Below are 21,327 nucleotides of genomic sequence, written 5' to 3'. Positions count from 1 at the left end.
TTACCGCAACGATGCGAGCCTGCGTTTGACATTTTCCAGGCCAATGCCTCCTTTTTCTTCCTCCGGCTTTTTGACGGAGCCGTGATCCATATTTTCATAGATAAAAACCAGTTTTTGGTGGTCAACGGCGATCTCCATGACAATAAACTACTGATTGCCGATGGCAACGCCGGCTTGAAAGCATGCTCTAAAAAGGCAGGAGCAGAGTGGGTGCAACTTGCACGGATAATACCGGTGTAGACCCAACTGCCACTACACACATTTTCAGGAGTTGAATTTTTACACAACAAGCCCTTTAAGCTATGACAACATTAAAAAACCGGCCTGAAGGACAGAGCCCGCACAAAGGCAGTAAAAATGAAATCGTTTTTCTCGTTTGGAATAACCAATCCCACCACGACTACACACATTTTCGGTATGGCCGGTAAGCGTTAATTTTTAAATTCCAACATCTATGAAAACTACCCAAAAGACCCTCCGTACGGTTATCAAACTCAAAGTCTGGAAAGTCAAAGCTGAGTTCGCCCATACCAGTACCGAGGTATCTGGCGATAATCCTGCTCATCCGGGCAGCACACTTTTGATCACACCCGGTAAAAATGACATAAAGCAACGATAGGAGTGGTGGTGATGGGATGATGCCGTGATATACCCGGTTTTGGATCGGTTTTACGGAAAAATTGAATGTTTAGTAAAGCCCCGGTACTATGACCGGGGGCTTTACTATTATCGAAAGACCAACTGCAGAGCGACCGGTCTGATTTCGGATAACACGATAAAAAGCTTTATCTTAGAAGCCAACAAAAACCTTACACGATGAACACGATAACAAATGCCGGACTGGTATTGCTCAACAGCTATGTCCCAATGTTATTTGAGCGCCTCGGCCTGATCAATGACCGGAGCGCGTTTACAGATGATAACGCCCGCATCAAGGCGGTACAATATTTACAAGTCCTGGTAACCGGCGAAAGCGCGGCTGATGATAATTTGTTACCCCTGAATAAATTATTATGTAATATGCAATTGACGCAGCCTGTACCATTCGAGATTGAAATCGGAGTAGCAGAGAGCCACTTGATTGAAGGCCTTATTAGTGCCGCGATCAGTCTTTGCCCTGACAGCGGAAGTTCTTCAATCCCTGGTTTCAGGGGAAACTGGCTCCTGCGGGAAGGACTGCTTACCGAAACAAAGGAGCACTGGGAACTTAAAAGTGGCAGCCGAAAAAAAATCACAACTGGATCAGTTGCAGGATAAACTGATGGCAGTCGAAGAAAAATGGATACACGATCAGATCTCAAAGGATACTTACGACCGCTGGACAGGAAATTATAACAGCGACATCGTATTCTTACAAGCCGAGATCAATAAACTTAATAAAGATCAGTCTCCGGCTCTGGCTATTTTAAATAAACACCTGCACCTGCTTACTGACCTCAGATATGTATTTACCCAGGCTGATACGATACAAAAACGGGAATTTATAGCGCAGGGGTTCGATAGCAACTTGTACTACGAAAATGGGGTCTATCGAACCCCTACGATGCTCGAAATATTTTCACATAATCACCTGAAAATGAGAGAGAAAAACTTGGTGATTTTTGAAAAAAAAGGGATTTTCTTACGAAAACCCCCGCGGGTGGAGCCGGAGGGATTCGAACCCTCGTCCAAACATGGTATAAGGTAAGCTTTCTACATGCTTAGCTTCTGTTTAATTGTAGGGAAGGGGAAGGTCAGTCGCTTACCTATACCGTCTTCCTTAGGTGCTTTATCTCGTTCGCTATGCACACCTTAAGCAAACCAGTTTCATCTTTCGATGCCCCGATTGCCGATCCGATGAAACGGAAAACCGGCGGGACAAAAGCTATGCTAATTCTAAATTAGGCAGCTAAGGCGTAGTTATTTTCGCCATTTGTAAGTTTGAGCGTTCAGATTAAAGCGCTAATTCACCCAACGCGCTGCATGCTTACCTACTTATCTCCATCCTGTCAATTCCGGTCGACCCCATTTTTGAGTCTGCAGTTGCCGGTGGGCAGTTTGCAGTTAAGCGGTTACAAATATACGGATTTACTTTGCAGTTGCGGAGAATAGTTCATGGATTTTAATCGTCATTACAACTAAAATTTATCCGGCGACATATTTTAACATCGGTAGCTTACTCATCACATAGATCAGGAGACTGGACAGTAAAAAGGTTAATAATGCCACTAATGGAATACTGAAAATCGGGTTAAAAATGTTGTATGTGATATCATTAAGCTCAAGCACATTTAAGATGAAAGCATGGCTAAGGTATAAGCCCAGGGTATATTTACCTACATTGTTTATGAGTTTGTTTACAACCGGGTTTAAATTGACTTTAATAAATCTTGCCATTAAAAACGCGCTCGACGACAGTATAGCTATAAAAGGACTAACTGGCTCGTGAAAGAAAGTATTTAAGTTTCTGGTTTTCAGTAGTATAAAATACGTACCTGAAGCTATTAGTAAGGCACATGATGCAAATACCAACGCCGCGATTGGAGCTATATTTTTAAATTTAAATGGCTTATAGGCAAGGTAATAGCCAAGTACAAGATACCCAATATATCCGGTAAAATTATGCAGGTCGACGCCGGGATCTAATATGGTTAAATAAGGGCGGCTCAAGATTACTGTTAAAAACCAGACACCTAAAAAGTATAACAACTCTTTTTCTGTTGCGTTACGTACAAACTTGCTTATTACGGGTATAAACAGGTAAAGGCCCATTAAAAGATAAACGTACCATAAATGATAATAACTACCGGTTTGAAGCTGTTGTAATACAAGTTTTATATTGGGCCATATATTATCTGATAGTTCTATCTCTTCGTTGTAAAGTCTATAACCAATATAAACCAAACTCCAAAAAATAAATGGAGGTATTAGCCTGCCAAATCGCCGTTTTAAGAAATCTTTAAGTTCATACTCGCGCTGTAATAATAAAGCTCCTGTTATCATCACAAAAACTGGTACACAAAAACGTACCAGGGCATTGTAAGCATCAGCAGCAAGCCAATCGTTAATGGATGCATCTTTAACACGGAATAACAAGGGAGATGCTGTATGTAGAACAATAACGGCAAACATAGCTATCAACCTTAAATTATTTATCCAGTTGATATTGTGGCGTTTATCTGTGCTAATTGTTTGGCTAAATTTCATTGAATAGGCCTGTGATATATTATATACGATTGGTTGGGGCAAAAAACAACAAAACCCGTTTTGAGCCGGGTTTTGTCTTAATTAAGATATATAAAACGATTTAATTACCAACTGCCAGTTCTGAATTAGCAACTGTTCTGCCCGGATAAACTTTCAATGCTTCATCCAAGCAAACCATAGCTTTTTTAAGATCATCGTTGTTCAATACGTAAGCCATACGTACTTCGTTTGATCCGGCGTCGGGCGTACTGTAAAAACCTGTAGCCGGAGCCATCATAACTGTTTCATTATTAAGGCTGAAGGTTTCCAGCATCCACTGGCAAAATTTATCGGCATTGTCTATAGGTAGTTTAGCCACTACATAAAACGCACCACCTGGGTTAGGGCAATAAACGCCATCCATTTTGTTCAACGCGTTTACAAGGGTATCGCGCCTGCTTGTGTATTCTTTATTTACTGCTTCAAAATAGCTATCCGGGGTATCAACGGCAGCTTCGCCGGCAATTTGTTCAACCATACCGGCACTTAAACGAGCCTGGGCAAATTTCAATGCTGTGGTACGGAGTTCCTTGTTCTTGGTGATCATACAACCTAAGCGAGCTCCGCAGGCGCTATAACGTTTACTGACCGTGTCCATTACAACAACGTTTTCTTCCAATCCATCCAAATGCATTGGCGAGATAAAAGTACGGCCGTCATAGCAAAACTCACGGTATGCCTCGTCCGAAAAAAGGTAAAGATCATATTTTAAAACCAGCTGTTTCAAAGCTTCCATCTCTTCTTTTGAATACAGATAACCGGTAGGGTTATTAGGATTGCAGATGATGATCGCTTTAGTTTTATCTGTGATCAGTTTTTCAAACTCGCTGATAGGAGGCAGGGCGAAACCATTGTCTATAAACGAAAGTATGGGCTTAACCACGATATCGCTTTGGCTGGTAAAGCCATTGTAGTTGGCATAAAACGGCTCTGGAATAATCACTTCATCTCCCGGATCAAGGCAGGCCATCAGCGCGATGCTGATAGCTTCAGAGCCACCTGTGGTAACTATAATATCCTCAGGCGTGATATTATAGTTAAGTTTATTATAGTACTCGGTAAGCTTTTTACGATAGCTTAAGGTACCTTCACTCGGGGTATAGGCCCAAACTTTAAAATCGATGTTTTTAATGGCATTAAGCATGCCATCTGGCGTAGCAATATCGGGTTGGCCGATGTTTAGATGATACACCTTTTTCCCATCCTGCTTAGCTTTATCAGCATAAGGTGTTAATTTACGAATCGGTGATGAGGGCATTCGCTGCCCTTTTTCAGATATTTTTGGCATCCTGCAAATTTACTAAATTGAAAATATACTTTGTAAAACCTTTGTAAACGAAAAAAGACCCGGTTTCGGGTCTTTTAAATATTATTTTAAATATCCCGATTGATATACGGGATATATCAAGCTCATAATAAATTACTTGCTTGCCGCGGGTTTAGCTACAACTTCACCAACAATGTTCAGATATTTTTCTGGTGTTACAGCGTTTGATTTAACAACAATGGTTTTGTTGAACGGAGCAGCAGCAGCAGCGTTGTAAGTGATTTTGATTGTACCTTTGTCGCCACTTTTTACAGGAGTTTTAGTGTAATCGGCAATGGTACAGCCGCAGGTTGGCCTTACTTCTGTTAAAATAAGTGGTTCTTTACCAACGTTAGTAAATTCAAACACAGTAGTAACCGGAGTGCCTTGTGGTATTTTACCGAAGTCATGTTTTTCTTCGTTAAATTTAAACTCAGCTTTTCCGCTATCTTGTGCTGATGCGGTGAAGGCAAAGCCCAATATTACCGCGCAAATCATTAATATCTTTTTCATACGTTATATTTGATTATTACAAATATAAAAGGTTTAACGTAATTACAAAACTATTACTAAAACTCCGGGTTTTATCTGTTAGTTTGCCTAATACAGAATAGAATTTTATACTTTTACCGTCTAAACAAAATTTTATATGCCTGAAACTACAACACGCGCTACCAGTAAATTTAATACTGCCGAGCTAAGTTTTGATGATTTCAAGAAGATTGTTATTGATGATTATCGTATTGGTTATGAGAGTCGTCAGGCCAGTTTGATAGGCCGCAGGGAAGTACTTACGGGCAAGGCAAAGTTCGGTATTTTTGGCGACGGCAAAGAGGTTGCACAACTGGCTATGGCCAAGGCTTTCCGCGCCGGCGACTGGCGCGCGGGGTACTATCGCGACCAAACTTTTATGTTTGCTACCGGCATGAGCAATATGAAAGAGTTTTTTGCTCAGTTATATGCTAATCCTGATATTGAAAAAGATCCTGCATCCGGCGGCAGACAGATGAACTGTCACTATGCTACACGTTTTGTAAATACCGATGGCAGTTGGGTTAACCAGGTTGAAACGATGAACAGTTCATCGGATATTTCAACAACTGCCGGTCAAATTCCCCGTTTGTTGGGTTTAGCTTACGCGTCAAAATTATACCGCCAAAATAAAGAACTGGATTACCTGAAACAGTTTTCGGTTAACGGTAATGAAGTAGCTTTTGGCAGTGTTGGCAACGGTGCAACATCAGAGGGTTCGTTTTTTGAAACTTTCAATGCTGCCGGTGTCTTGCAGGTGCCTATGGCTATTTCAATTTGGGACGATGCTTATGCTATTTCGGTTCCGGCCAGCCTGCAAACAACTAAAGAAGATATTTCTGAAGTATTAAAAGGCTTTCAGCGCGAAAACGGAAGCAACGGTTACGAAATATTTAAAGTTCGTGGTTGGGATTATATCGCCCTTTGTGAAACTTACGAACGGGCTATCAATATTTGCCGTGAAGAACATGTGCCTGTGCTGATCCATGTAACTGAAATGACGCAGCCGCAGGGGCATTCAACTTCAGGCTCACATGAACGCTATAAAAGTAAAGAGCGACTGGCCTGGGAGGATGAGCACGATTGCCTGTTAAAAATGCGCGAATGGATGATTGCTTCGGCCATTACAACCGAGATAGAACTAGAAGAGCTTGAGGCTGAAGCTAAAAGATATGTACGTGAATGCCAGCGAGAGGCTGCTAATGAACTGGCTGTTGTAATAAAAGCTGAAATAGAAGAAGCTATAGGTTTAATAGATGCTTTCGCCGAATCATTACCGGCACAAAAAGAAGTCATATCGGCTTTATCGGTTGGTTTGCGTTCAAGTATCGATGCGGGGCGACGTGAAATATTTACGGCCATCCGTAAAGCATTGCGATTGACGGTTCATGATGACAATACCGAACGCAACGCATTGTCGGGTTGGTTGAAGGCCGAAGGCGTTAAAAATGCCGAGCGTTACAATTCAAAACTATTTACCGGAACACCAGAATCTCCTCTGTACGTGCCTGTTGTGCCGGCCATCTATAATGATGATACAAGGGTAATGGACGGTAGGGAAGTGCTAAATGCAGCCTTTGATGCCAACTTTGCCCGCGATAAAAGCATAGTTGCATTCGGCGAGGATCTTGGTGCCATAGGTGATGTAAACCAGGGCTTTGCCGGTTTACAGGCCAAATATGGAGAAATTCGTATTAGCGATACAGGAATCCGCGAAACAAGTATCATAGGGCAGGGTATGGGCCTGGCTATGCGTGGTTTAAGGCCAATTGCAGAGATTCAATACCTCGACTACCTGATATATGCGATAACTATCATCAGTGATGATATTGCCAGTTTAAGTTACCGTACCATGGGTGGGCAAAAAGCTCCATTAATTATACGTACCCGTGGTCATAGGTTGGAAGGGATCTGGCATTCAGGTTCTCCAATGAGTGTTATTTTGGGGTCGATGCGTGGCTTCCATATTTGTGTACCCCGCAATATGACCCAGGCTGCAGGTATGTACAATACGCTACTGAGAGGAGATGAGCCGGCATTGGTAATTGAATGTTTGAATGGTTATCGCCTAAAAGAAAAATTACCTGCCAACGTTGGTGAGTTTACTGTTCCGCTTGGTAAGGCCGAGGTTTTACGGGAGGGTAATGATATTACGGTTGTATCTTATGGTTCAACTCTGCGCATTGTCCAGGAAGCATCTGAAGAACTTGCCGCTATGGGAATTAATATCGAAGTAATAGATCCTCAAACTTTATATCCATTTGATACAGAGAATGTTTGTGGTACTTCCTTAAAGAAAACCAACAAGTTATTAGTTGTTGACGAAGACCTGCCCGGAGCTGGCTCAGCCTACATTTTGCAGAAGATACTGGAAAACCAAAGCGGCTATTATTCGTTGGATGCCCAGCCTAAAACGCTAACTGCTAAAGAGCACAGGCCGCCTTATGGTTCGGACGGCGACTATTTCAGCAAACCATCTGTTGATGACGTAATTGAAATCGTTTATGCCATGATGAATGAGGCTAATCCGTCAAAATACCCAGCTATTTATTAATAAATTATAATTACGAGTTGGTGAGATTGGTGATTTATAAATCATTAATTTCACCAACTGTTTTTTTATCTAACTATGGACAACACTTTTTTAACCGTCGCCGAAAATATTAAAGCCCGCCGTACCGTAAAACCAGCCATGATGAATGGTCATAAAGCACCAAACGGACATATTGCGGCATTACTTGAACTTGCCGATTGGGCGCCAACTCACGGCTTTACCGAACCATGGCGTTTTATCGTTTATGAAAATCCTGAACAATTTTGTGCCGATCATGCAGAGGTTTACAAAAGTAGCGTATCCGCCGAAGATTTTAACGAAGCTACTTATAACAACCTAAAAACGCTTGGTAATAAAGTATCTCATGTTATCATATCAGTAATGCAACGTGGTGATTTGCCAAAGATACCACCGTTTGAAGAAGTTGCAGCAGTATCAAGTGCTATTCAAAATATCCTGTTAGGTGCTACTGCCTTAAACATGGCGTCATTCTGGAGCACAGGTGGGGCTATCCTGAAACCAGCGTTTAAAGATTTTCTGAATTTAAGAGAGGAAGATAACGTAATGGGTGTATTGTATCTTGGTTACGCCGATCAGTATCCTGAAGGAAAACGTACCGTTCCGCTTGAAGATAAAGTTAAATGGGTTAAGTAAAATTAACCCATATAACCTTTCCCGTTTCCGCTCCGTATAACTGCCCAAAATATTGCTTAGTTTTAAACTTATTTTCATTTAAGTAAAAATTTATTGTTTACTGATTTGGATTTTAGGTTTTAAAGTATATTTTTGTGTTGGCCTGTTAATAACAGGTTAACACACCGTCCAGAACCTGTTACTATACCCTAATTATTTTAAATTAAATTAAACTCAGACAAGCGTATGAGGAAACATTTTTTGTGGGTCACTATGGCGATTTTTTTTATGTCAGCAACAATTTTAAGCTGGAAATCGGATGGTGCAAACAGATCAGTGAGTGTTCGGAAAAAAAGTGCAGCATTTACAACAAAAGAACTATTTGAGCAATACGTTAACAATTTATATGAATCGGCCCATCTTGGGGAAACAGGTTTAGCTTTTAACGTATTTGAAAAAGCGGTTACAGGTTATACTAATTTGAAGCTTTCGCACATGGTGCCCCAAAGCAGTGATGTGCTTACGATAGTTGATTTTTCTAAATCAAGCCGTGAAAAGCGTATGTGGATCGTTAACCTGTTAAGCAAGCAATTGATACTTAATACCTGGGTTGCTCATGGATCGGGTAGTGGCGAAGAAATGGCAAGCCATTTTTCGGATGCTAACGACTCGCATGAAAGCAGCCTTGGATTTTATATAACCGATAAAGTTTACAACGGAAAACACGGTCGCTCTTTATACCTTGATGGTATGGATGAAGGCTTTAACAGCAATGCCCGTATGCGCAGTATTGTTGTACATGGCGCCAATTATGTTGGCCCTGCGGCTATTAACAAGCAAGGATATTTAGGGCGGAGCTTTGGTTGCCCCGCGGTATCTCCGAAAGTAATTAATAAAGTAATTAATGCAATTGCCGGAAAAACTGTTATATTTATTAACGGAAACGACGAATCGTATTATTCGAAATATTTGGATGAGGCTGGCCCGCTTAATTTGATGGCGAGTGCTGATACATCATTCAACTTTGCTAAGTTTTAAATCCAACCCCAACTATAAACCAAATCATGAGGCCCGGCTAACCGAAAGTTAACCGGGCTCTTTTTTTTTATTACTTAGCCAAAAAGTTCTGCAGGTGAGCGTACAGCACAATATCTAAACCGTAAACGTCCGGTCTGTATTGTATGGCGCCATTTTCATCAGCCCAGCAGGTTACATAGGTGATATAGATAGGCATTTTCTTCGGCAAACCAATATTGGTTGGTTCTGGTTTATCCTCAATCATATCTTTCGAAATGGTATCAAGGTCGGCCCCTTCTCCAAACAGGTTTGTTGCAAGACCAAGCGGATCACCCAGGCGTACACAGCCATGACTTACTGCCCGCATAGTATGCCTGAATGCTTCTTTATTAGGCGTATCATGCAGATAAACGCTGCTGCGGTTTTTAAACAGGAATTTTATTTTCCCCAGCGAATTATCTTCGCCCGGGCGTTGTTTAAACTCATATTCAAGATTATCAGGTGTAACTTGTGTCCAGTCAATGGTTTCCGGATCTGCAATCTTCCGGCCATCTTTAAATACGTCAATGTTTTTGTTGGAAAGATAGAAGCGGTCTTCGGCTGCCTCAACAATAATTTCTTTTGTGGCAATGCTGCGCGGAATGTTCCATACCGGGTTTACCTCAACACTATGGATCACACTGTTTAGGATAGGCGTTTCGCGGGGAAATGGTTTATCTGCCCTTGCGGTATCGTCAAAATGTTCAAGAGTATTCTGGTTTTTCATGTTGCGCCCTTGCCCCACGCAAACCTTCATATTTAACACCGATTTGCCATCTTCCATCACGTCAAGCCTGAAATCGGGAATGTTGACGATGACGTATTTGGGCTCATAAGGCTTGTTCCGCCAGCGTAAACGCTCAAGGCTAACCAACAAATAACGTTTGCTTTCCTCTTTTGAAAGGCCATCAATAGTAGCACTATCCCTGTACGCTTTTTGTAAAGCTAAATATTGCGGGTTTTTAGGCTGAATGCTATCCAGAAATGCTTTATAATCGGCTCTTTCTAAAGTAGCAAGCATGGTTGTACTATCAGGCCGGCGGGTAGCCATAAAATACCTCGAATAGATTTTTTTAGGGTTAATCACCCCATATTGCAGCGCATTGGAATATTTTACAAGTGCTCCCGCGGTTAAAATTTCGAGCTTAGCAACCGTTTCGTAGGCTTCATCAATTGTTGTGATCGCTGTTTTGTTTTTGAGTTTGGCAACAAGTGTTTTTATCTCTGCTGTAGGATAAACTGTTGGGTCAAGACCATGCTCATTGATCTTTTCCAGGTATTCAGGTAAAGCATCAAGATCGCCGTTGTTCAAGTGATTTATGACTAAAATGGGTTGATAGTCGTTCTTTTTAAAAAATGATTGGATAACCAGTGGGTTGGCTGTTTTAGACCTGTATTTGGCAAATACCCTTTTAAAAACGGGAATGTATTCTTCGGTATCGGCCTTTTTGAAGATTTCATTTTGAGTAATCCTGAACATATCTTCAGCAATCATCTCGTGCTTTTTTTTACAGCTTTGTAGTACAACGGGCAAAACCAAACACGTGGAAAGTATAATCGGGATAAAGTGTTTCCTAAGGGAAATAGGTATCATATAAACGAAAGATAGTTAAATATTGCATATGAATAGCAATAGCCATACCATAAACGGCTATGCTTTTTATTTATTTTTGAACAAAGCCCATTGTAACCACTAACAGGTATTAATTGTTTAATTAAAATGAAAAAACTCTTTTCGCTTGCCTTAATCATATCATTGCCTTTCATGGCTTTAGCACAAAGTTTTAAACCAGTAAATAAAGAAGCATCATCTGAAGTAAAAAAATTACTGAGCTTCCTTTATAGCATAAAAGGCAAACATATTTTGTCGGGGCAGCAGAATTACAACAGCGACCGTGACGTTTTTTCAGACAGTGCCAAAGCAATTACCGGACAGTATCCCGCTGTGTGGGGTTCAGATTTCATGCTTTGGGGAGATAAAGACCTGGGCCCCGACCTGGTTAATGAAGCTAAACAAAAATGGCAAGACGGTTATCTGGTAACACTCATGTGGCATCAGGGCCGGCCATTGGACAATCCACCGTATGATTGGAAGCAAAGCATCCAGGGGAAAATGACCGATGCGCAATGGAAGGAATTAATTACCCCCAATACTGAACTGAATAAAAAATGGCTGGCCCAGATTGATGTGGTAGCTGGCTATTTGAAACAACTCAGAGATGCCCATGTACCGGTTTTATGGCGCCCTTACCATGAAATGAATGGCGTGTGGTTTTGGTGGGGAAACAAAAAAGGGAATGACGGTATTATCAAACTTTGGAAAATGATGTACGACCGTTATACTAATTATCATCATTTAAACAACCTGATTTGGGTATGGGGGCCTAATGGTTTGCGCGATCTGCCATTAGATGAGGCATATGACTATAAAGACTTTTACCCGGGTGCCGATTATGTAGATATCTTGGGTGCCGATATTTACCATTTTGATTATGAACAACGGGATTACAACGATTTACTAAAGGTTGCCAATGGTAAGATCATAGCGTTGACAGAAACCGGCGAACTGCCAAAACCCGAAATTCTGGCAGCCCAGCCCGAATGGGCCTGGTTTATGGTGTGGACAAGCTGGCTTTGGACTGATAATACACATGAGCGGGTAAAAACCATATATGGCCTGCCTCAAACGTTGAATCATGAACAAGTAAAATCAATGCTTAATAAAAACTGATGTCAGCAACAAAACTACCAGAGGTTTGGCTCCGTGGGCCATTAGTTGATGTACCGGCCTTGCTTCAACCGGTAGCACATGCCCTTTTACAGGCCAGGGAAGAATTGAATGAATTGATGGAAGGGTTTCCTGAAGCGCTGCTATGGGAAAAGCTTGTCGGGATGGCATCGCCTGGCTTTCACTTGCAACACCTTACCGGGGTGCTTGACAGGCTTTTTACCTATGCAAAAGGCGAGGTGCTAAGCGAAGCCCAATTGGGTTACCTTGCTGCTGAAGGAAAACGGGGCGAGAATATAATCAGCGTAGCGGATTTAGTAAATGCTTTTAACACTCAGGTAGATAACGCTATTGCCCAGCTTAAAGCAACCGATGCCAATAATTTAACCGATTGGAGAGGGGTAGGCCGGGCACAGTTACCATCAACGCTTATTGGTTTGTATACGCATTCTGCCGAACATACCATGCGTCATTTCGGGCAGCTTTTGGTTACGGTAAAAGTGCTTAAGCAATAATAGCAACTGCGTCTTTCAGATTTTGTGAGCGATAGGTTACCAGGGCGTTTGGATGTTTATTTTCAGGGTCATATAAGAAGGTATCGATACCCAATTCGCTTGCCGCTTTTATTTCTGATTCGGGATCGTCACCAATAACGAGTACGTCTTCGGGTTTGTAATTGTGCTTCTCCAATATCGACGCGAAAATATCTTTCTTGGTTAGAGGCGAAAGCTCCGGGTCTACAATGTGGATGGCTTCAAAATCAGCCTCGATATTCAGCATTTTTACCTTGCTCCATTGTAGCTTGGTAAAGCCGGTAGTAACCAAAAACCTGGTGATCTTAGCTTCGCGGATATGTTTGTAATCATCAAAAGGCTGCATTGGCCGGTTATACTCGATATTATTTAATAGTTCGAGCCCTTTGCTTTTAACGAGATCGCTAAACTGGTATTTGTCGGCCACCTTTTGATATGGGATCCTTTTTAAATCCTCTTTGGCATTATTGATATGCTCAACACCCTCGCCTGCGATATGCAGATCAAGAAAATTGAACAGTTCATTAAATAGATGATCGGCGATAGAACTAACCGGGTATATGGTATTATCAAGATCTAATATGATAGCTTTTTTCATCGCAACAATTTAAGGTAAAACAGGGACTTGTTTGTTGAACTGTATCGAACGTTTCATAAGTAGGTATCCACAGGCAACAAGCAGGCAAACACCACCCAATAACCACCAGAGCATTTCAAAGCCACCATAGGCAATAACCTGGCTGCCTAAAAACGGCGCTATGATTTGTGCGCCTGCCCATGACATGCTGTACAACGCAGCATATTCGCCGCGATTGCGAACATTGGAACGAGCTATCCAAAAGGTATTCATAAAAGGCATGCAAAGCATTTCGCCCAATGTTATCATGCACACAATCAATATGGCAACTGCTGGTACATGCGGCATGAGGTTAAGCAATACAAAGCCACTGCCAGCAACTAAAATGCCTGAGATGATATAACTCAGCGGATGACGTTTACCTTCAAGCCAGTTGATCAGTATCATTTCAATCAACACAATGAGTACTCCGTTTAGCGCCAGCAGAAAGCCTATAAAACGTTCATTAAAATGCCATTGTATTTTGTAAAACACAGGTTGCATAATAAAGAACTGGAAAAAGCAGGTTGCAAATAGTGTGGCAAGCAGGATGAACAACAAGTAAACGCCATCTTTATAAGCCGATGAAACGATTTCATCAAAACCTGCAACGGCTTCTTTAATGGTTTTTGCCACTTTTGAGCGCGGCATCAGCGTAAGTAATAGTATGCCCGCGGCGATATTGGTACAGCCATCTACCCAGAAAAGTAAGTGATAATTGATTGAGGCTAATAATCCGCCTAAACCACCACCAAAAGCCCAGCCCAGGTTTGTAGCCAACCGGTTAAGCGAGTAGGAGCGTGTTTTATTTTCCTCGGTACTGTAATGTGCTATGGCTGTGGAGTTTGCCGGTCTGAACGATTCATTACAGATGCTTAGTACCAGCGTGAAGATAGCCATGCTGATAAAATTGGTTTGATAACCCAGGATCAGAAACAGTAATCCGCCGGTAAGCAAGGCGCCCACCTGTAAATCATAAAATCCTATTCTATTGATCAGCTTACCACCTATAAAGCCACCTGATACCGCACCTACACCAAAAATAGCCATGATATAGCCCGACTGCTCAATGGTAAAATGCAGTTGCCTGATGGTGTAAATGGTCATGAAAGGTACAACCATGGTACCGCTACGGTTAATAAGCATTACGATGCTCAGGTACCAGCTGTTTTTTGAAAGTCCGCTATAGGCTTGTTTGTATAATTGGATAATTGAGGTTAGCATGAGGATGATATGCAAATGTGCGGATATGCAAATGTGCAAATTATGAAATGAATACAGATGTGCGAATTAATACTTAATCTGCACATCTGCATATTTGCACATCATTAAATCAAACGAGCGTTCCTATTTCTGAGCCAATGGTCGGCCAGTACAAGGGCTGCCATGGCTTCTACAATAGGCACAGCGCGCGGTACCACGCAAGGATCATGACGGCCTTTGCCTGATATTTCTGCAGCGTTGCCCTCGCTATCAATTGTAGCCTGATTTTTCATGATAGTAGCTACCGGTTTAAAGGCAACCCTAAATTCAATAGGCATGCCATTGCTGATACCGCCCTGGATACCTCCCGAAAAATTGGTGATAGTTTGAATATCACCTAAATGCGATTTTACAAAAATGTCGTTATGTTCTGACCCACGCATTTCGCTGCCTTCAAAGCCTGAACCAAATTCAAAGCCATGAACGGCGTTGATGCTCAGCATTGCCTTGCCTAATTCTGCATGCAGCTTGTCAAATACCGGTTCTCCAAGGCCAACAGGACAGTTTTTTACGTAACAACTGATTTTGCCGCCAACGGTATCGCCATCTTTACGTACGCTATCAATGAATTCGATCATTTCTTCGGCTGTTGCCGGATCTGCGCAGCGTACAATGTTTTTTTCACGTTCCTCAATAAATTCAAGCGGATCGCTGATAGATACGTTAGGCGCGTTGATCTTTCCTACGCTGCTTACGTGCGCAACAATTTCGATGCCCTGTGTTTTAAGCAACAGTTTGGCTAATGCGCCTGCAGCAACGCGGGCAGCAGTTTCACGGGCTGACGAGCGACCGCCGCCGCGGTGATCGCGGATGCCGTATTTGGTTTGATAAGTATAGTCGGCGTGTGACGGGCGAAAAACATCCACGTTATGGCTGTAATCTTTTGAGCGCTGATCTTCATTGGGGATCAGCATAGCAATAGGAGTGCCGGTGGTTTTACCTTCAAATGTGCCTGAAAGGATTTTTACCGTATCGCTCTCTTTGCGCTGGGTAGTGATCTTTGACTGACCAGGTTTGCGTTTATCCAGCTCGCCTTGAATATAATCAAGGTCAACTTCCAGACCGGCCGGGCATCCGTCAATAATTACGCCGATGGCTTCGCCATGTGATTCGCCAAAAGTGGTTATCCTGAATAATTGCCCAAATGAATTGCCTGCCATAGTTTTTAGATATGAGATGTTAGATATGAGATATGAGAAACCATATCTGAATATCCTTAATTGGTTTGTTTATTACCGTCATTGTAGAATATAGACTTACGAAGTTTTTAAAACTTCGTAAGTCTTAACCCTTGATTGGAATTGCTTCGTAGCAATGACGGGCTTTAGTATTTTGCTTCGAGCCTTCGGCTTTCTGCCTTAAGCTTCTTTTTCTTCCACTTCAAATCCTTGCTTTTTCAGATCGTTCCAGAAAGCTGGATATGATTTGTCAACAACCGGTCCGTTCTCAAACTCCATTTGCGGGAGGACGAGGGCGAGCGGCGCAAAGGCCATAGCCATACGGTGGTCGTGATATGTGTTAATAAAGATATTCTCCGGAATAAACTTTCCGCTGCAATCAAGTGTATAAACCTCGTCTTTTTCAATCAGTTTAACACCCATTTTAGCCAGCTCTGTTTGCAGGGCCAGGATGCGGTCGGTTTCCTTGATTTTTAAAGTTTCCAAGCCGGTGAACGAAGCTTCGTGATTTAAAGCGGCGCAAACAACAATTACAGTTTGTGCCAAATCCGGACATTCTTTCAGATCAAATTCGCGGCGGGAAATCGGTTTGTTCTCTTTTTTCAAGTGAACACCGCCATCCTTGAATTGTGAAGTAATACCAAAGTTGGCCATGAGCTCCGTGATCACGCTATCACCCTGCAAGCTGTAGGGTGTGAGGCCTGTTAAAAACAGTTCGGCTTCGTTAGCAAGGGCTGCGATAGCATACCAGTATGAAGCGGCGCTCCAATCAGGTTCAACGTACAATGATGTCGTTTTAAATTCCTGATTTGAAATTGCAATAACATTGCCTTCCCATGTGTGCTTGATACCAGAAGTTTCAAGCATGGTTAAAGTCATTTCAACGTAAGGGCGAGATGTTAACTCTCCTTCAATATGTAACTCCAAACCTAAAGGTAAGCGGGCGGCAATAAGTAGCAAGGCAGTAATATATTGGCTGCTGATATTACCTTTAATATTGATTTTGCCGGTTTGCTGTTTAAAGCCACCTTTTAGTTTGATGGGAGGATACCCGTCATTTTCTTCGTAATCAATATTAGCACCTAAAACCCGTAAAGCATCAACCAATATACCTATTGGTCGTTCCTTCATGCGTTTGCTACCGGTTAAGATCACCTCATCTTCCTGAATAGCATAGTAAGCCGTCAGAAAACGCATAGCAGTGCCGGCAGGACCGATATCAACGATTTCGGACTTGCAATTTTCGATTTCGGAATTATTTGCTGCAGAATCTGCTGGTACAGCCTCCTGATTCCCCCTCAAAATTCCCGACAACAAAACAGCATCAGCAGCGTCTGAAACATTTTCAACCTTTACTTTGCCTTCGCTAAGCGCTTCGATGATCAGGGCACGGTTACACTCACTTTTTGAACCGGTGAGGTTAACCGTACCATTAACAATCTTGTTGTTTCTTTTAAGAATGATGTTTTGCATCATTATAAAATTAAGCGTGTGTAAGTTTTTCTGCAGCCTGACCCTGAGCAGCATCAGCGTTCATAACGTCTGTTTGCCTGCGGATAGATTCGTTGTGAACCAGTTCAAGCAATTTTTCAGTGAACTCGGCGCTCAGTTTTAAAGCTTTACCATAAGTAGTACGTTTTTGAAGGATCTCATCCCAACGGCCAACTTGTAAAATGGTAATGTTGTTATCTTTTTTGTACTGACCGATTTTTTCAGCAATCTGCATACGTTCAGCAATTTTCTGAATTACCAGGTCGTCGATTTTGTCAATCTGGTTACGTAGTTCGGCCAGCTTGTCGCTTACTTCTGCGTTTTTAACTTCTGGTTTGCGTAAAGTTAAATGGTCAATGATATCAGCAAGAGCAGCAGGAGTAACCTGTTGTTTAGCATCAGTCCATGCTACACTCGGATCGATGTGCGATTCGATCATTAAACCTTGCATATCAAGGTCTAGCGCTTTTTGTGAAACGTAACCAATCAAATCACGATTACCGGTGATGTGGCTTGGATCATTGATGATAGGTAACTCAGGAGCTAATGTTTTTAAGCTGATAGCAACATCCCACATTGGTTCGTTACGGAAAGCTGATTTTTCGTAAGATGAGAAACCGCGGTGAATAGCAGCCAGTTTAGTGATACCTGCATTATTTATGCGCTCTAAAGCACCAACCCATAATGAAAGATCAGGATTTACAGGGTTTTTAACCATTACCGGTACGTCAACACCTTTTAATGCATCAGCAATTTCCTGAACGGTGAAAGGGTTAGCAGTTGAACGTGCACCTACCCAAAGGATATCAACGCCTGCTGCAAGGGCTTCTTCAACGTGTTTAGCGGTAGCAACCTCAACAGCGGTTGGCAAGCCGGTTTCTTCTTTGGCGCGTTTTAACCATTCCAAACCAATGCTGCCAATACCTTCAAACTCACCCGGGCGGGTACGTGGTTTCCAGATACCTGCACGCAGTGCTGAAATTTTACCTGTTTGGGCTAATAAATGTGCTGTGGCTACTAATTGCTCTTCGGTTTCAGCGCTGCAAGGGCCTGAAATTACCAGAGGTTCCTTACCTGTTTTAATCCAGGTACTAAGCGGCTGTATGTTTAAATTTAGTTTCATCTTGTTTTTTGTTTGTCCGGTGATAGCCGGGATTGTTAGTTGATAATTTAAATTATGTTAGTTTTTTTGGTTTCTGTTTGATAGCGCCTTTAGCTTATGCATTGCGTCTGATGTTGATATACTTGCGGATGCTGCGTTCGGCGCGGTGCGGCTTTGGCGTAGACGACGGTTCATCATCATGCCTTTCGTACTCGCCAAGGATATTGAAATTATGGGTATACTTCAGGATCTGTCTTATCGAAGTATCATATTGTTTTTGCTCGTCCCATTCAATATCTACATAGAAATTATACTCGTTACGTTTACCCAAAATCGGCATCGACTGAATTTTGCTCATGTTTACACCTTCTTCGGCAAAAATATTGAGCACTTTGGCCAATGCGCCAACCTTGTTGCTTACCTGGAAGCATAATGATGCTTTGTTGGCGGGCTTTTTCTCAACGTTATCATGCTGAGTCATGATCAGGAAACGGGTAAAGTTTCTTTTGTTTGATTCGATACGGCGCTCCAGTACGTCCAGCCCATAAAGCTGGGCCGCCAAAGCATTGGCAACAGCAACAGTATCGGTTAGTTGTTCATCCCTGATGCGTTTAGCACAGGCAGCAGTATCACTGCTTTCCACAATTTTCAGGTGTGGATATTCGTCAAAGAAATCAACACACTGGCGCAAAGCGATGGGGTGGGAGGTTACATATTTAATATCCTCAAACTTTACGCCCGGCAAAGCCATCAGGTGCAGTTGGATTGGCAGATAAATTTCGCCCACAACCGGAAAGCCATAATCAAGCAGCAGGGTATAGTTTGGCAGGATACTGCCGGCAATGCTGTTTTCGATAGCCATCACCACATAATCAGCTTCACGTTTCTTTAAGCTTTCAAATGTTTGCTTAAAAGAGTTACACTCAATGGTTTCGATGTTTTCACCGAAATACCTTATCGCGGCTTCTTCGTGAAAAGAAGCCCTGATCCCCTGGATTGCAACTTTTGGTCTTTCTATTTTCATAAACCCCTGTTAAAGCAAAAAGTCCCGGCTTTTTGGCCGGGACTTTTTGTGTTTTTTATATGTTTTGTTTAGTACATATTAGTCCCGGCTCTCACTGGTAAAGTAAAAGTAGTAACCAAAAAAGTATGCACCTGTTAATTTCATTTGTTGTTTTTTATTACGACGTAAATGTACGGTAAAAAAAGAGTTTGTCAATAGAAAATTTTATTTTTTGTTAAAAAAGAATAGACAACCAAATTAAATTTGGTGACAAAGCCATTTTTACCTACTGCTAAAAGAAGCAAACCTCTGGTTAGTGACAGTTTTAGGCGTTTTGGGGAATTTTTCGAGCAACGTCATTCCATCAAGTAAATTAGTGGGTTGAATAAATTCACCATTCTTAAACATTATTTTTATTTTGCCTACTGATCCTTTACTGCCAAGAGTGTATGAGATTTCGGTTATATCGGTTTTATCATATACCATAATATGCTGTTCGTCGTATCCGTATGAGAATTGGCTTTTTCCTTTTGATAACTGTAAATATTGATGCCTCCCTCTCATAGTTTTTGTGGTAATATAACCGATCAATATCCCCAACGCTATCACCAGCGTTAGAATTGCACCCACAGGCATAGTTTTCTCTTTTCCAATAGAGGTAAAAAACAGGATGCTTAATACAAATAAAAAGTAAACTGAAATCACTAACCCAATTGCGAATATTTTGACGGAGTTAAACCAATATATAAAATCATTGGTTATAAAATGAGGTTTGTTGCCAATATTAAAGAAGTGTTTTTCAAATAAATTTAAATCGCTCGTCTGATTAAAAAAGTCTGTAACTAAATTGCAGGCTTCATCGATATTTTTTGCGTGGTACTCATATAAATGATTTGCCTTGTCGAGGTAGTAAACACAGAATTTACCATTAAAATAGAGTCCAAGTTTAAGGTAATTTAGGTCGCCGTCCTGAATGGTGACAGAAGGTCCGGTTAATTGAATATCAGTTAGCGCTCTTTCGGCATCCCACGGGAAGTTTTTTATAATCTGAATTGCTTCATCTAAATCACGGGGCTGTTCGTCAGAAAATTCACCCTTTTCGTAAGTATTGTGCTGAAGTTTGGATATTAATTGTAACATGGTTTAGTGCGGCACAAAATGCCACGCCAAATATAATATTGTCAGGCTGCAGTTTCGTGCTTTTTATGTGCCTCTTCCATTTCTTTATATTCTCGTTGCAATACACGTGCAGTTTGAGTGCTGCCGTCGTGGCTCCATCCGGGTGGATGAATAAAGTATCCTATTTTTGATTTAAGATCGGGGGCATTCTTTACATCATGCAGGAGTGCTTTCCATTCGTGAAACAATACATTCACCGGGCCCATATCCTCAGGTTGTTTGGTTAAGCCGTATTTAACCGGTTCAGGTAAGTCTTCGTCACGGAACGTACCAAATATCCTGTCCCATATAATAAATACCATGCCCATATTTTTATCAAGATATGGAATATTGGAAGCATGATGTACGCGGTGATGTGCTGGTGTTACGAAGATCCATCCGTACCATTTGGGCAAAGGAATCTTATATTGAGTATGTACCAGGTTGCCGTACAGCTGTGTTATTAAGTAAGCGTACAAAATATCCAAAGCAGTAAACCCCATTACAGCCAGTGGCAGGTAAAAGAATACCCTGTAAAGTGGTTCAAACACTGTTGAGCGAAAGCCGGTGGTAAAGTTGAAATGCTCGGACGAGTGATGGGTAACGTGCATAGCCCAAAACATGCGACAGTAATGCCCAGTATAATGCAGCACCCAATATAAAAAGTCCTGAACTACCACCAGCACAAACCAATACCAAAAAATGTTCTCGATTTGAAAAAGCCTGTAGTGATGATAGGTATAATCAAGTATAAAAAAAGTAAATACCTTAACACAAAGGTTAGTAACCACAGCCAGCGATGTAAGATAAATATTGGTAAGCGTATCGCGTGTTTCATAATATTTGCGATCTTCCCAATAGCTTAAGGCCATCTCAACCAGGGTTAAAACAACTAATAAGCCCATTAGCACGAGGGCCGCCTGGTTACGCGGATCTAAATGTTGCAACAT

The 21,327-nt window shown here is 41.7% G+C and carries 20 protein-coding genes, 1 other RNA gene and 1 pseudogene; 8 read left to right on the top strand and 14 right to left on the bottom strand.

Annotated elements, in window-relative coordinates; all coding sequences use genetic code 11:
* Window positions 1–138: a hypothetical protein gene (locus EAH55_RS31080; protein ID WP_162997040.1), complete on the bottom strand. Its 138-nt coding sequence runs from the start codon at window positions 136–138 to the stop codon at window positions 1–3.
* Between the two features lie 316 nt (window positions 139–454).
* Between EAH55_RS31080 and EAH55_RS31075 the strand changes: the two genes are divergently transcribed.
* The 3 genes and pseudogenes from EAH55_RS31075 (at window position 455) to EAH55_RS31070 (ending at window position 1,687) form a co-directional block, all read left to right on the top strand.
* Window positions 455–619: a hypothetical protein gene (locus EAH55_RS31075; RefSeq protein WP_162997039.1), complete on the top strand. Its 165-nt coding sequence runs from the start codon at window positions 455–457 to the stop codon at window positions 617–619.
* Window positions 620–813: 194 nt separating this feature from the next.
* Window positions 814–1,257 (top strand): annotated as a pseudogene (locus EAH55_RS25495) (contractile injection system tape measure protein); the annotation flags it as partial.
* Entirely contained in the window at window positions 1,214–1,687 is a 474-nt protein-coding gene (locus tag EAH55_RS31070; protein ID WP_162997038.1) for a hypothetical protein, read from the top strand. The pseudogene EAH55_RS25495 and the gene EAH55_RS31070, both read left to right, overlap by 44 nt.
* Here the strand turns inward: EAH55_RS31070 and ssrA are convergent.
* The 4 genes from ssrA to EAH55_RS25475 all read right to left on the bottom strand — a co-directional run bounded on the left by ssrA (window position 1,638) and on the right by EAH55_RS25475 (window position 5,044).
* Window positions 1,638–2,006: a transfer-messenger RNA gene (gene ssrA / locus EAH55_RS25490) on the bottom strand. The genes EAH55_RS31070 and ssrA overlap by 50 nt on opposite strands.
* Before the next feature lie 118 nt (window positions 2,007–2,124).
* A complete protein-coding gene (locus tag EAH55_RS25485; protein ID WP_121812135.1) occupies window positions 2,125–3,186 on the bottom strand; it encodes an acyltransferase in 1,062 nt (353 codons plus the stop codon).
* A 100-nt stretch (window positions 3,187–3,286) separates the two neighbouring features.
* On the bottom strand, window positions 3,287–4,513 hold the full coding sequence (locus EAH55_RS25480; RefSeq protein ID WP_121812134.1) for a pyridoxal phosphate-dependent aminotransferase: 1,227 nt from the start codon (window positions 4,511–4,513) through the stop codon (window positions 3,287–3,289).
* A gap of 132 nt (window positions 4,514–4,645) precedes the next feature.
* The gene (locus tag EAH55_RS25475; RefSeq protein ID WP_091207513.1) at window positions 4,646–5,044 is read right to left on the bottom strand and encodes a DUF1573 domain-containing protein; all 399 of its coding nucleotides are present in this window, start codon (window positions 5,042–5,044) and stop codon (window positions 4,646–4,648) included.
* A 136-nt stretch (window positions 5,045–5,180) separates the two neighbouring features.
* On the opposite strand from EAH55_RS25475, the gene EAH55_RS25470 reads away from it, so the two are divergent.
* From EAH55_RS25470 to EAH55_RS25460, 3 genes are all read left to right on the top strand, one after another.
* A complete protein-coding gene (locus tag EAH55_RS25470; RefSeq protein WP_121812133.1) occupies window positions 5,181–7,616 on the top strand; it encodes an alpha-ketoacid dehydrogenase subunit alpha/beta in 2,436 nt (811 codons plus the stop codon).
* A gap of 75 nt (window positions 7,617–7,691) precedes the next feature.
* Window positions 7,692–8,270 (top strand): nitroreductase family protein, encoded by a 579-nt coding sequence (locus tag EAH55_RS25465; protein ID WP_121812132.1) that lies wholly within the window; start codon window positions 7,692–7,694, stop codon window positions 8,268–8,270.
* A 267-nt stretch (window positions 8,271–8,537) separates the two neighbouring features.
* Window positions 8,538–9,287, top strand: coding sequence for a murein L,D-transpeptidase catalytic domain family protein (locus EAH55_RS25460; protein ID WP_244228356.1), 750 nt, complete (start codon window positions 8,538–8,540; stop codon window positions 9,285–9,287).
* A gap of 70 nt (window positions 9,288–9,357) precedes the next feature.
* Here EAH55_RS25460 and EAH55_RS25455 read toward each other — a convergent pair whose 3' ends face one another.
* On the bottom strand, window positions 9,358–10,800 hold the full coding sequence (locus tag EAH55_RS25455; RefSeq protein ID WP_244228354.1) for a L,D-transpeptidase scaffold domain-containing protein: 1,443 nt from the start codon (window positions 10,798–10,800) through the stop codon (window positions 9,358–9,360).
* A gap of 225 nt (window positions 10,801–11,025) precedes the next feature.
* Here EAH55_RS25455 and EAH55_RS25450 point away from each other — a divergent pair, with 225 nt between their 5' ends.
* Window positions 11,026–12,036, top strand: coding sequence for a glycosyl hydrolase (locus EAH55_RS25450; RefSeq protein ID WP_121812129.1), 1,011 nt, complete (start codon window positions 11,026–11,028; stop codon window positions 12,034–12,036).
* Window positions 12,036–12,548, top strand: a complete 513-nt coding sequence (locus EAH55_RS25445) for a DinB family protein (protein ID WP_121812128.1) — start codon at window positions 12,036–12,038, stop codon at window positions 12,546–12,548. Before EAH55_RS25450 ends, EAH55_RS25445 begins: the two co-directional genes overlap by 1 nt.
* Here EAH55_RS25445 and EAH55_RS25440 read toward each other — a convergent pair.
* The 8 genes from EAH55_RS25440 to EAH55_RS25405 form a co-directional block, all read right to left on the bottom strand.
* A complete protein-coding gene (locus EAH55_RS25440; RefSeq protein ID WP_121812127.1) occupies window positions 12,538–13,164 on the bottom strand; it encodes an HAD family hydrolase in 627 nt (208 codons plus the stop codon). The genes EAH55_RS25445 and EAH55_RS25440 overlap by 11 nt on opposite strands.
* A 9-nt stretch (window positions 13,165–13,173) precedes the next feature.
* Window positions 13,174–14,406: an MFS transporter gene (locus EAH55_RS25435; RefSeq protein ID WP_121812126.1), complete on the bottom strand. Its 1,233-nt coding sequence runs from the start codon at window positions 14,404–14,406 to the stop codon at window positions 13,174–13,176.
* Between the two features lie 104 nt (window positions 14,407–14,510).
* Complete coding sequence (aroC, locus tag EAH55_RS25430) at window positions 14,511–15,605, bottom strand: chorismate synthase (protein ID WP_114937598.1); 1,095 nt, start codon at window positions 15,603–15,605, stop codon at window positions 14,511–14,513.
* Window positions 15,606–15,803: 198 nt separating this feature from the next.
* Complete coding sequence (aroA, locus tag EAH55_RS25425) at window positions 15,804–17,099, bottom strand: 3-phosphoshikimate 1-carboxyvinyltransferase (RefSeq protein WP_121812125.1); 1,296 nt, start codon at window positions 17,097–17,099, stop codon at window positions 15,804–15,806.
* Window positions 17,100–17,106: 7 nt separating this feature from the next.
* Window positions 17,107–18,237, bottom strand: coding sequence for a chorismate mutase (locus EAH55_RS25420; protein WP_112566383.1), 1,131 nt, complete (start codon window positions 18,235–18,237; stop codon window positions 17,107–17,109).
* 94 nt (window positions 18,238–18,331) lie between these two features.
* Window positions 18,332–19,240 carry a prephenate dehydratase gene (locus EAH55_RS25415; protein WP_114937600.1) on the bottom strand — a complete coding sequence of 303 codons (909 nt, stop codon included), beginning with the start codon at window positions 19,238–19,240 and terminating at the stop codon, window positions 18,332–18,334.
* 261 nt (window positions 19,241–19,501) lie between these two features.
* Window positions 19,502–20,359 (bottom strand): hypothetical protein, encoded by an 858-nt coding sequence (locus EAH55_RS25410; protein ID WP_121812124.1) that lies wholly within the window; start codon window positions 20,357–20,359, stop codon window positions 19,502–19,504.
* A 41-nt stretch (window positions 20,360–20,400) separates the two neighbouring features.
* Window positions 20,401–21,327 carry a sterol desaturase family protein gene (locus EAH55_RS25405; protein ID WP_121812123.1) on the bottom strand — a complete coding sequence of 309 codons (927 nt, stop codon included), beginning with the start codon at window positions 21,325–21,327 and terminating at the stop codon, window positions 20,401–20,403.

Source organism: Mucilaginibacter kameinonensis, assembly GCF_003675385.1.
Lineage (GTDB): Bacteria > Bacteroidota > Bacteroidia > Sphingobacteriales > Sphingobacteriaceae > Mucilaginibacter > Mucilaginibacter kameinonensis.
This window is presented reverse-complemented; position numbering and strand designations above follow the sequence as displayed.

Bases quoted from the DNA above. Each gene is read 5' to 3' on its own strand.
- EAH55_RS25415 (WP_114937600.1), bottom strand. From the start codon at position 19,240: ATGAAAATAGAAAGACCAAAAGTTGCAATCCAGGGGATCAGGGCTTCT.
- EAH55_RS25440 (WP_121812127.1), bottom strand. From the start codon at position 13,164: ATGAAAAAAGCTATCATATTAGATCTTGATAATACCATATACCCGGTT.
- aroA (WP_121812125.1), bottom strand. From the start codon at position 17,099: ATGATGCAAAACATCATTCTTAAAAGAAACAACAAGATTGTTAATGGT.
- EAH55_RS25465 (WP_121812132.1), top strand. From the start codon at position 7,692: ATGGACAACACTTTTTTAACCGTCGCCGAAAATATTAAAGCCCGCCGT.
- EAH55_RS25450 (WP_121812129.1), top strand. From the start codon at position 11,026: ATGAAAAAACTCTTTTCGCTTGCCTTAATCATATCATTGCCTTTCATG.
- EAH55_RS25475 (WP_091207513.1), bottom strand. From the start codon at position 5,044: ATGAAAAAGATATTAATGATTTGCGCGGTAATATTGGGCTTTGCCTTC.
- EAH55_RS25455 (WP_244228354.1), bottom strand. From the start codon at position 10,800: ATGATTGCTGAAGATATGTTCAGGATTACTCAAAATGAAATCTTCAAA.
- EAH55_RS25470 (WP_121812133.1), top strand. From the start codon at position 5,181: ATGCCTGAAACTACAACACGCGCTACCAGTAAATTTAATACTGCCGAG.
- EAH55_RS25460 (WP_244228356.1), top strand. From the start codon at position 8,538: ATGTCAGCAACAATTTTAAGCTGGAAATCGGATGGTGCAAACAGATCA.
- EAH55_RS25480 (WP_121812134.1), bottom strand. From the start codon at position 4,513: ATGCCAAAAATATCTGAAAAAGGGCAGCGAATGCCCTCATCACCGATT.
- EAH55_RS25435 (WP_121812126.1), bottom strand. From the start codon at position 14,406: ATGCTAACCTCAATTATCCAATTATACAAACAAGCCTATAGCGGACTT.
- EAH55_RS25485 (WP_121812135.1), bottom strand. From the start codon at position 3,186: ATGAAATTTAGCCAAACAATTAGCACAGATAAACGCCACAATATCAAC.
- EAH55_RS31080 (WP_162997040.1), bottom strand. From the start codon at position 138: ATGGAGATCGCCGTTGACCACCAAAAACTGGTTTTTATCTATGAAAAT.
- EAH55_RS25420 (WP_112566383.1), bottom strand. From the start codon at position 18,237: ATGAAACTAAATTTAAACATACAGCCGCTTAGTACCTGGATTAAAACA.
- aroC (WP_114937598.1), bottom strand. From the start codon at position 15,605: ATGGCAGGCAATTCATTTGGGCAATTATTCAGGATAACCACTTTTGGC.
- EAH55_RS25410 (WP_121812124.1), bottom strand. From the start codon at position 20,359: ATGTTACAATTAATATCCAAACTTCAGCACAATACTTACGAAAAGGGT.
- EAH55_RS31075 (WP_162997039.1), top strand. From the start codon at position 455: ATGAAAACTACCCAAAAGACCCTCCGTACGGTTATCAAACTCAAAGTC.
- EAH55_RS25405 (WP_121812123.1), bottom strand. From the start codon at position 21,327: ATGTTGCAACATTTAGATCCGCGTAACCAGGCGGCCCTCGTGCTAATG.
- EAH55_RS25445 (WP_121812128.1), top strand. From the start codon at position 12,036: ATGTCAGCAACAAAACTACCAGAGGTTTGGCTCCGTGGGCCATTAGTT.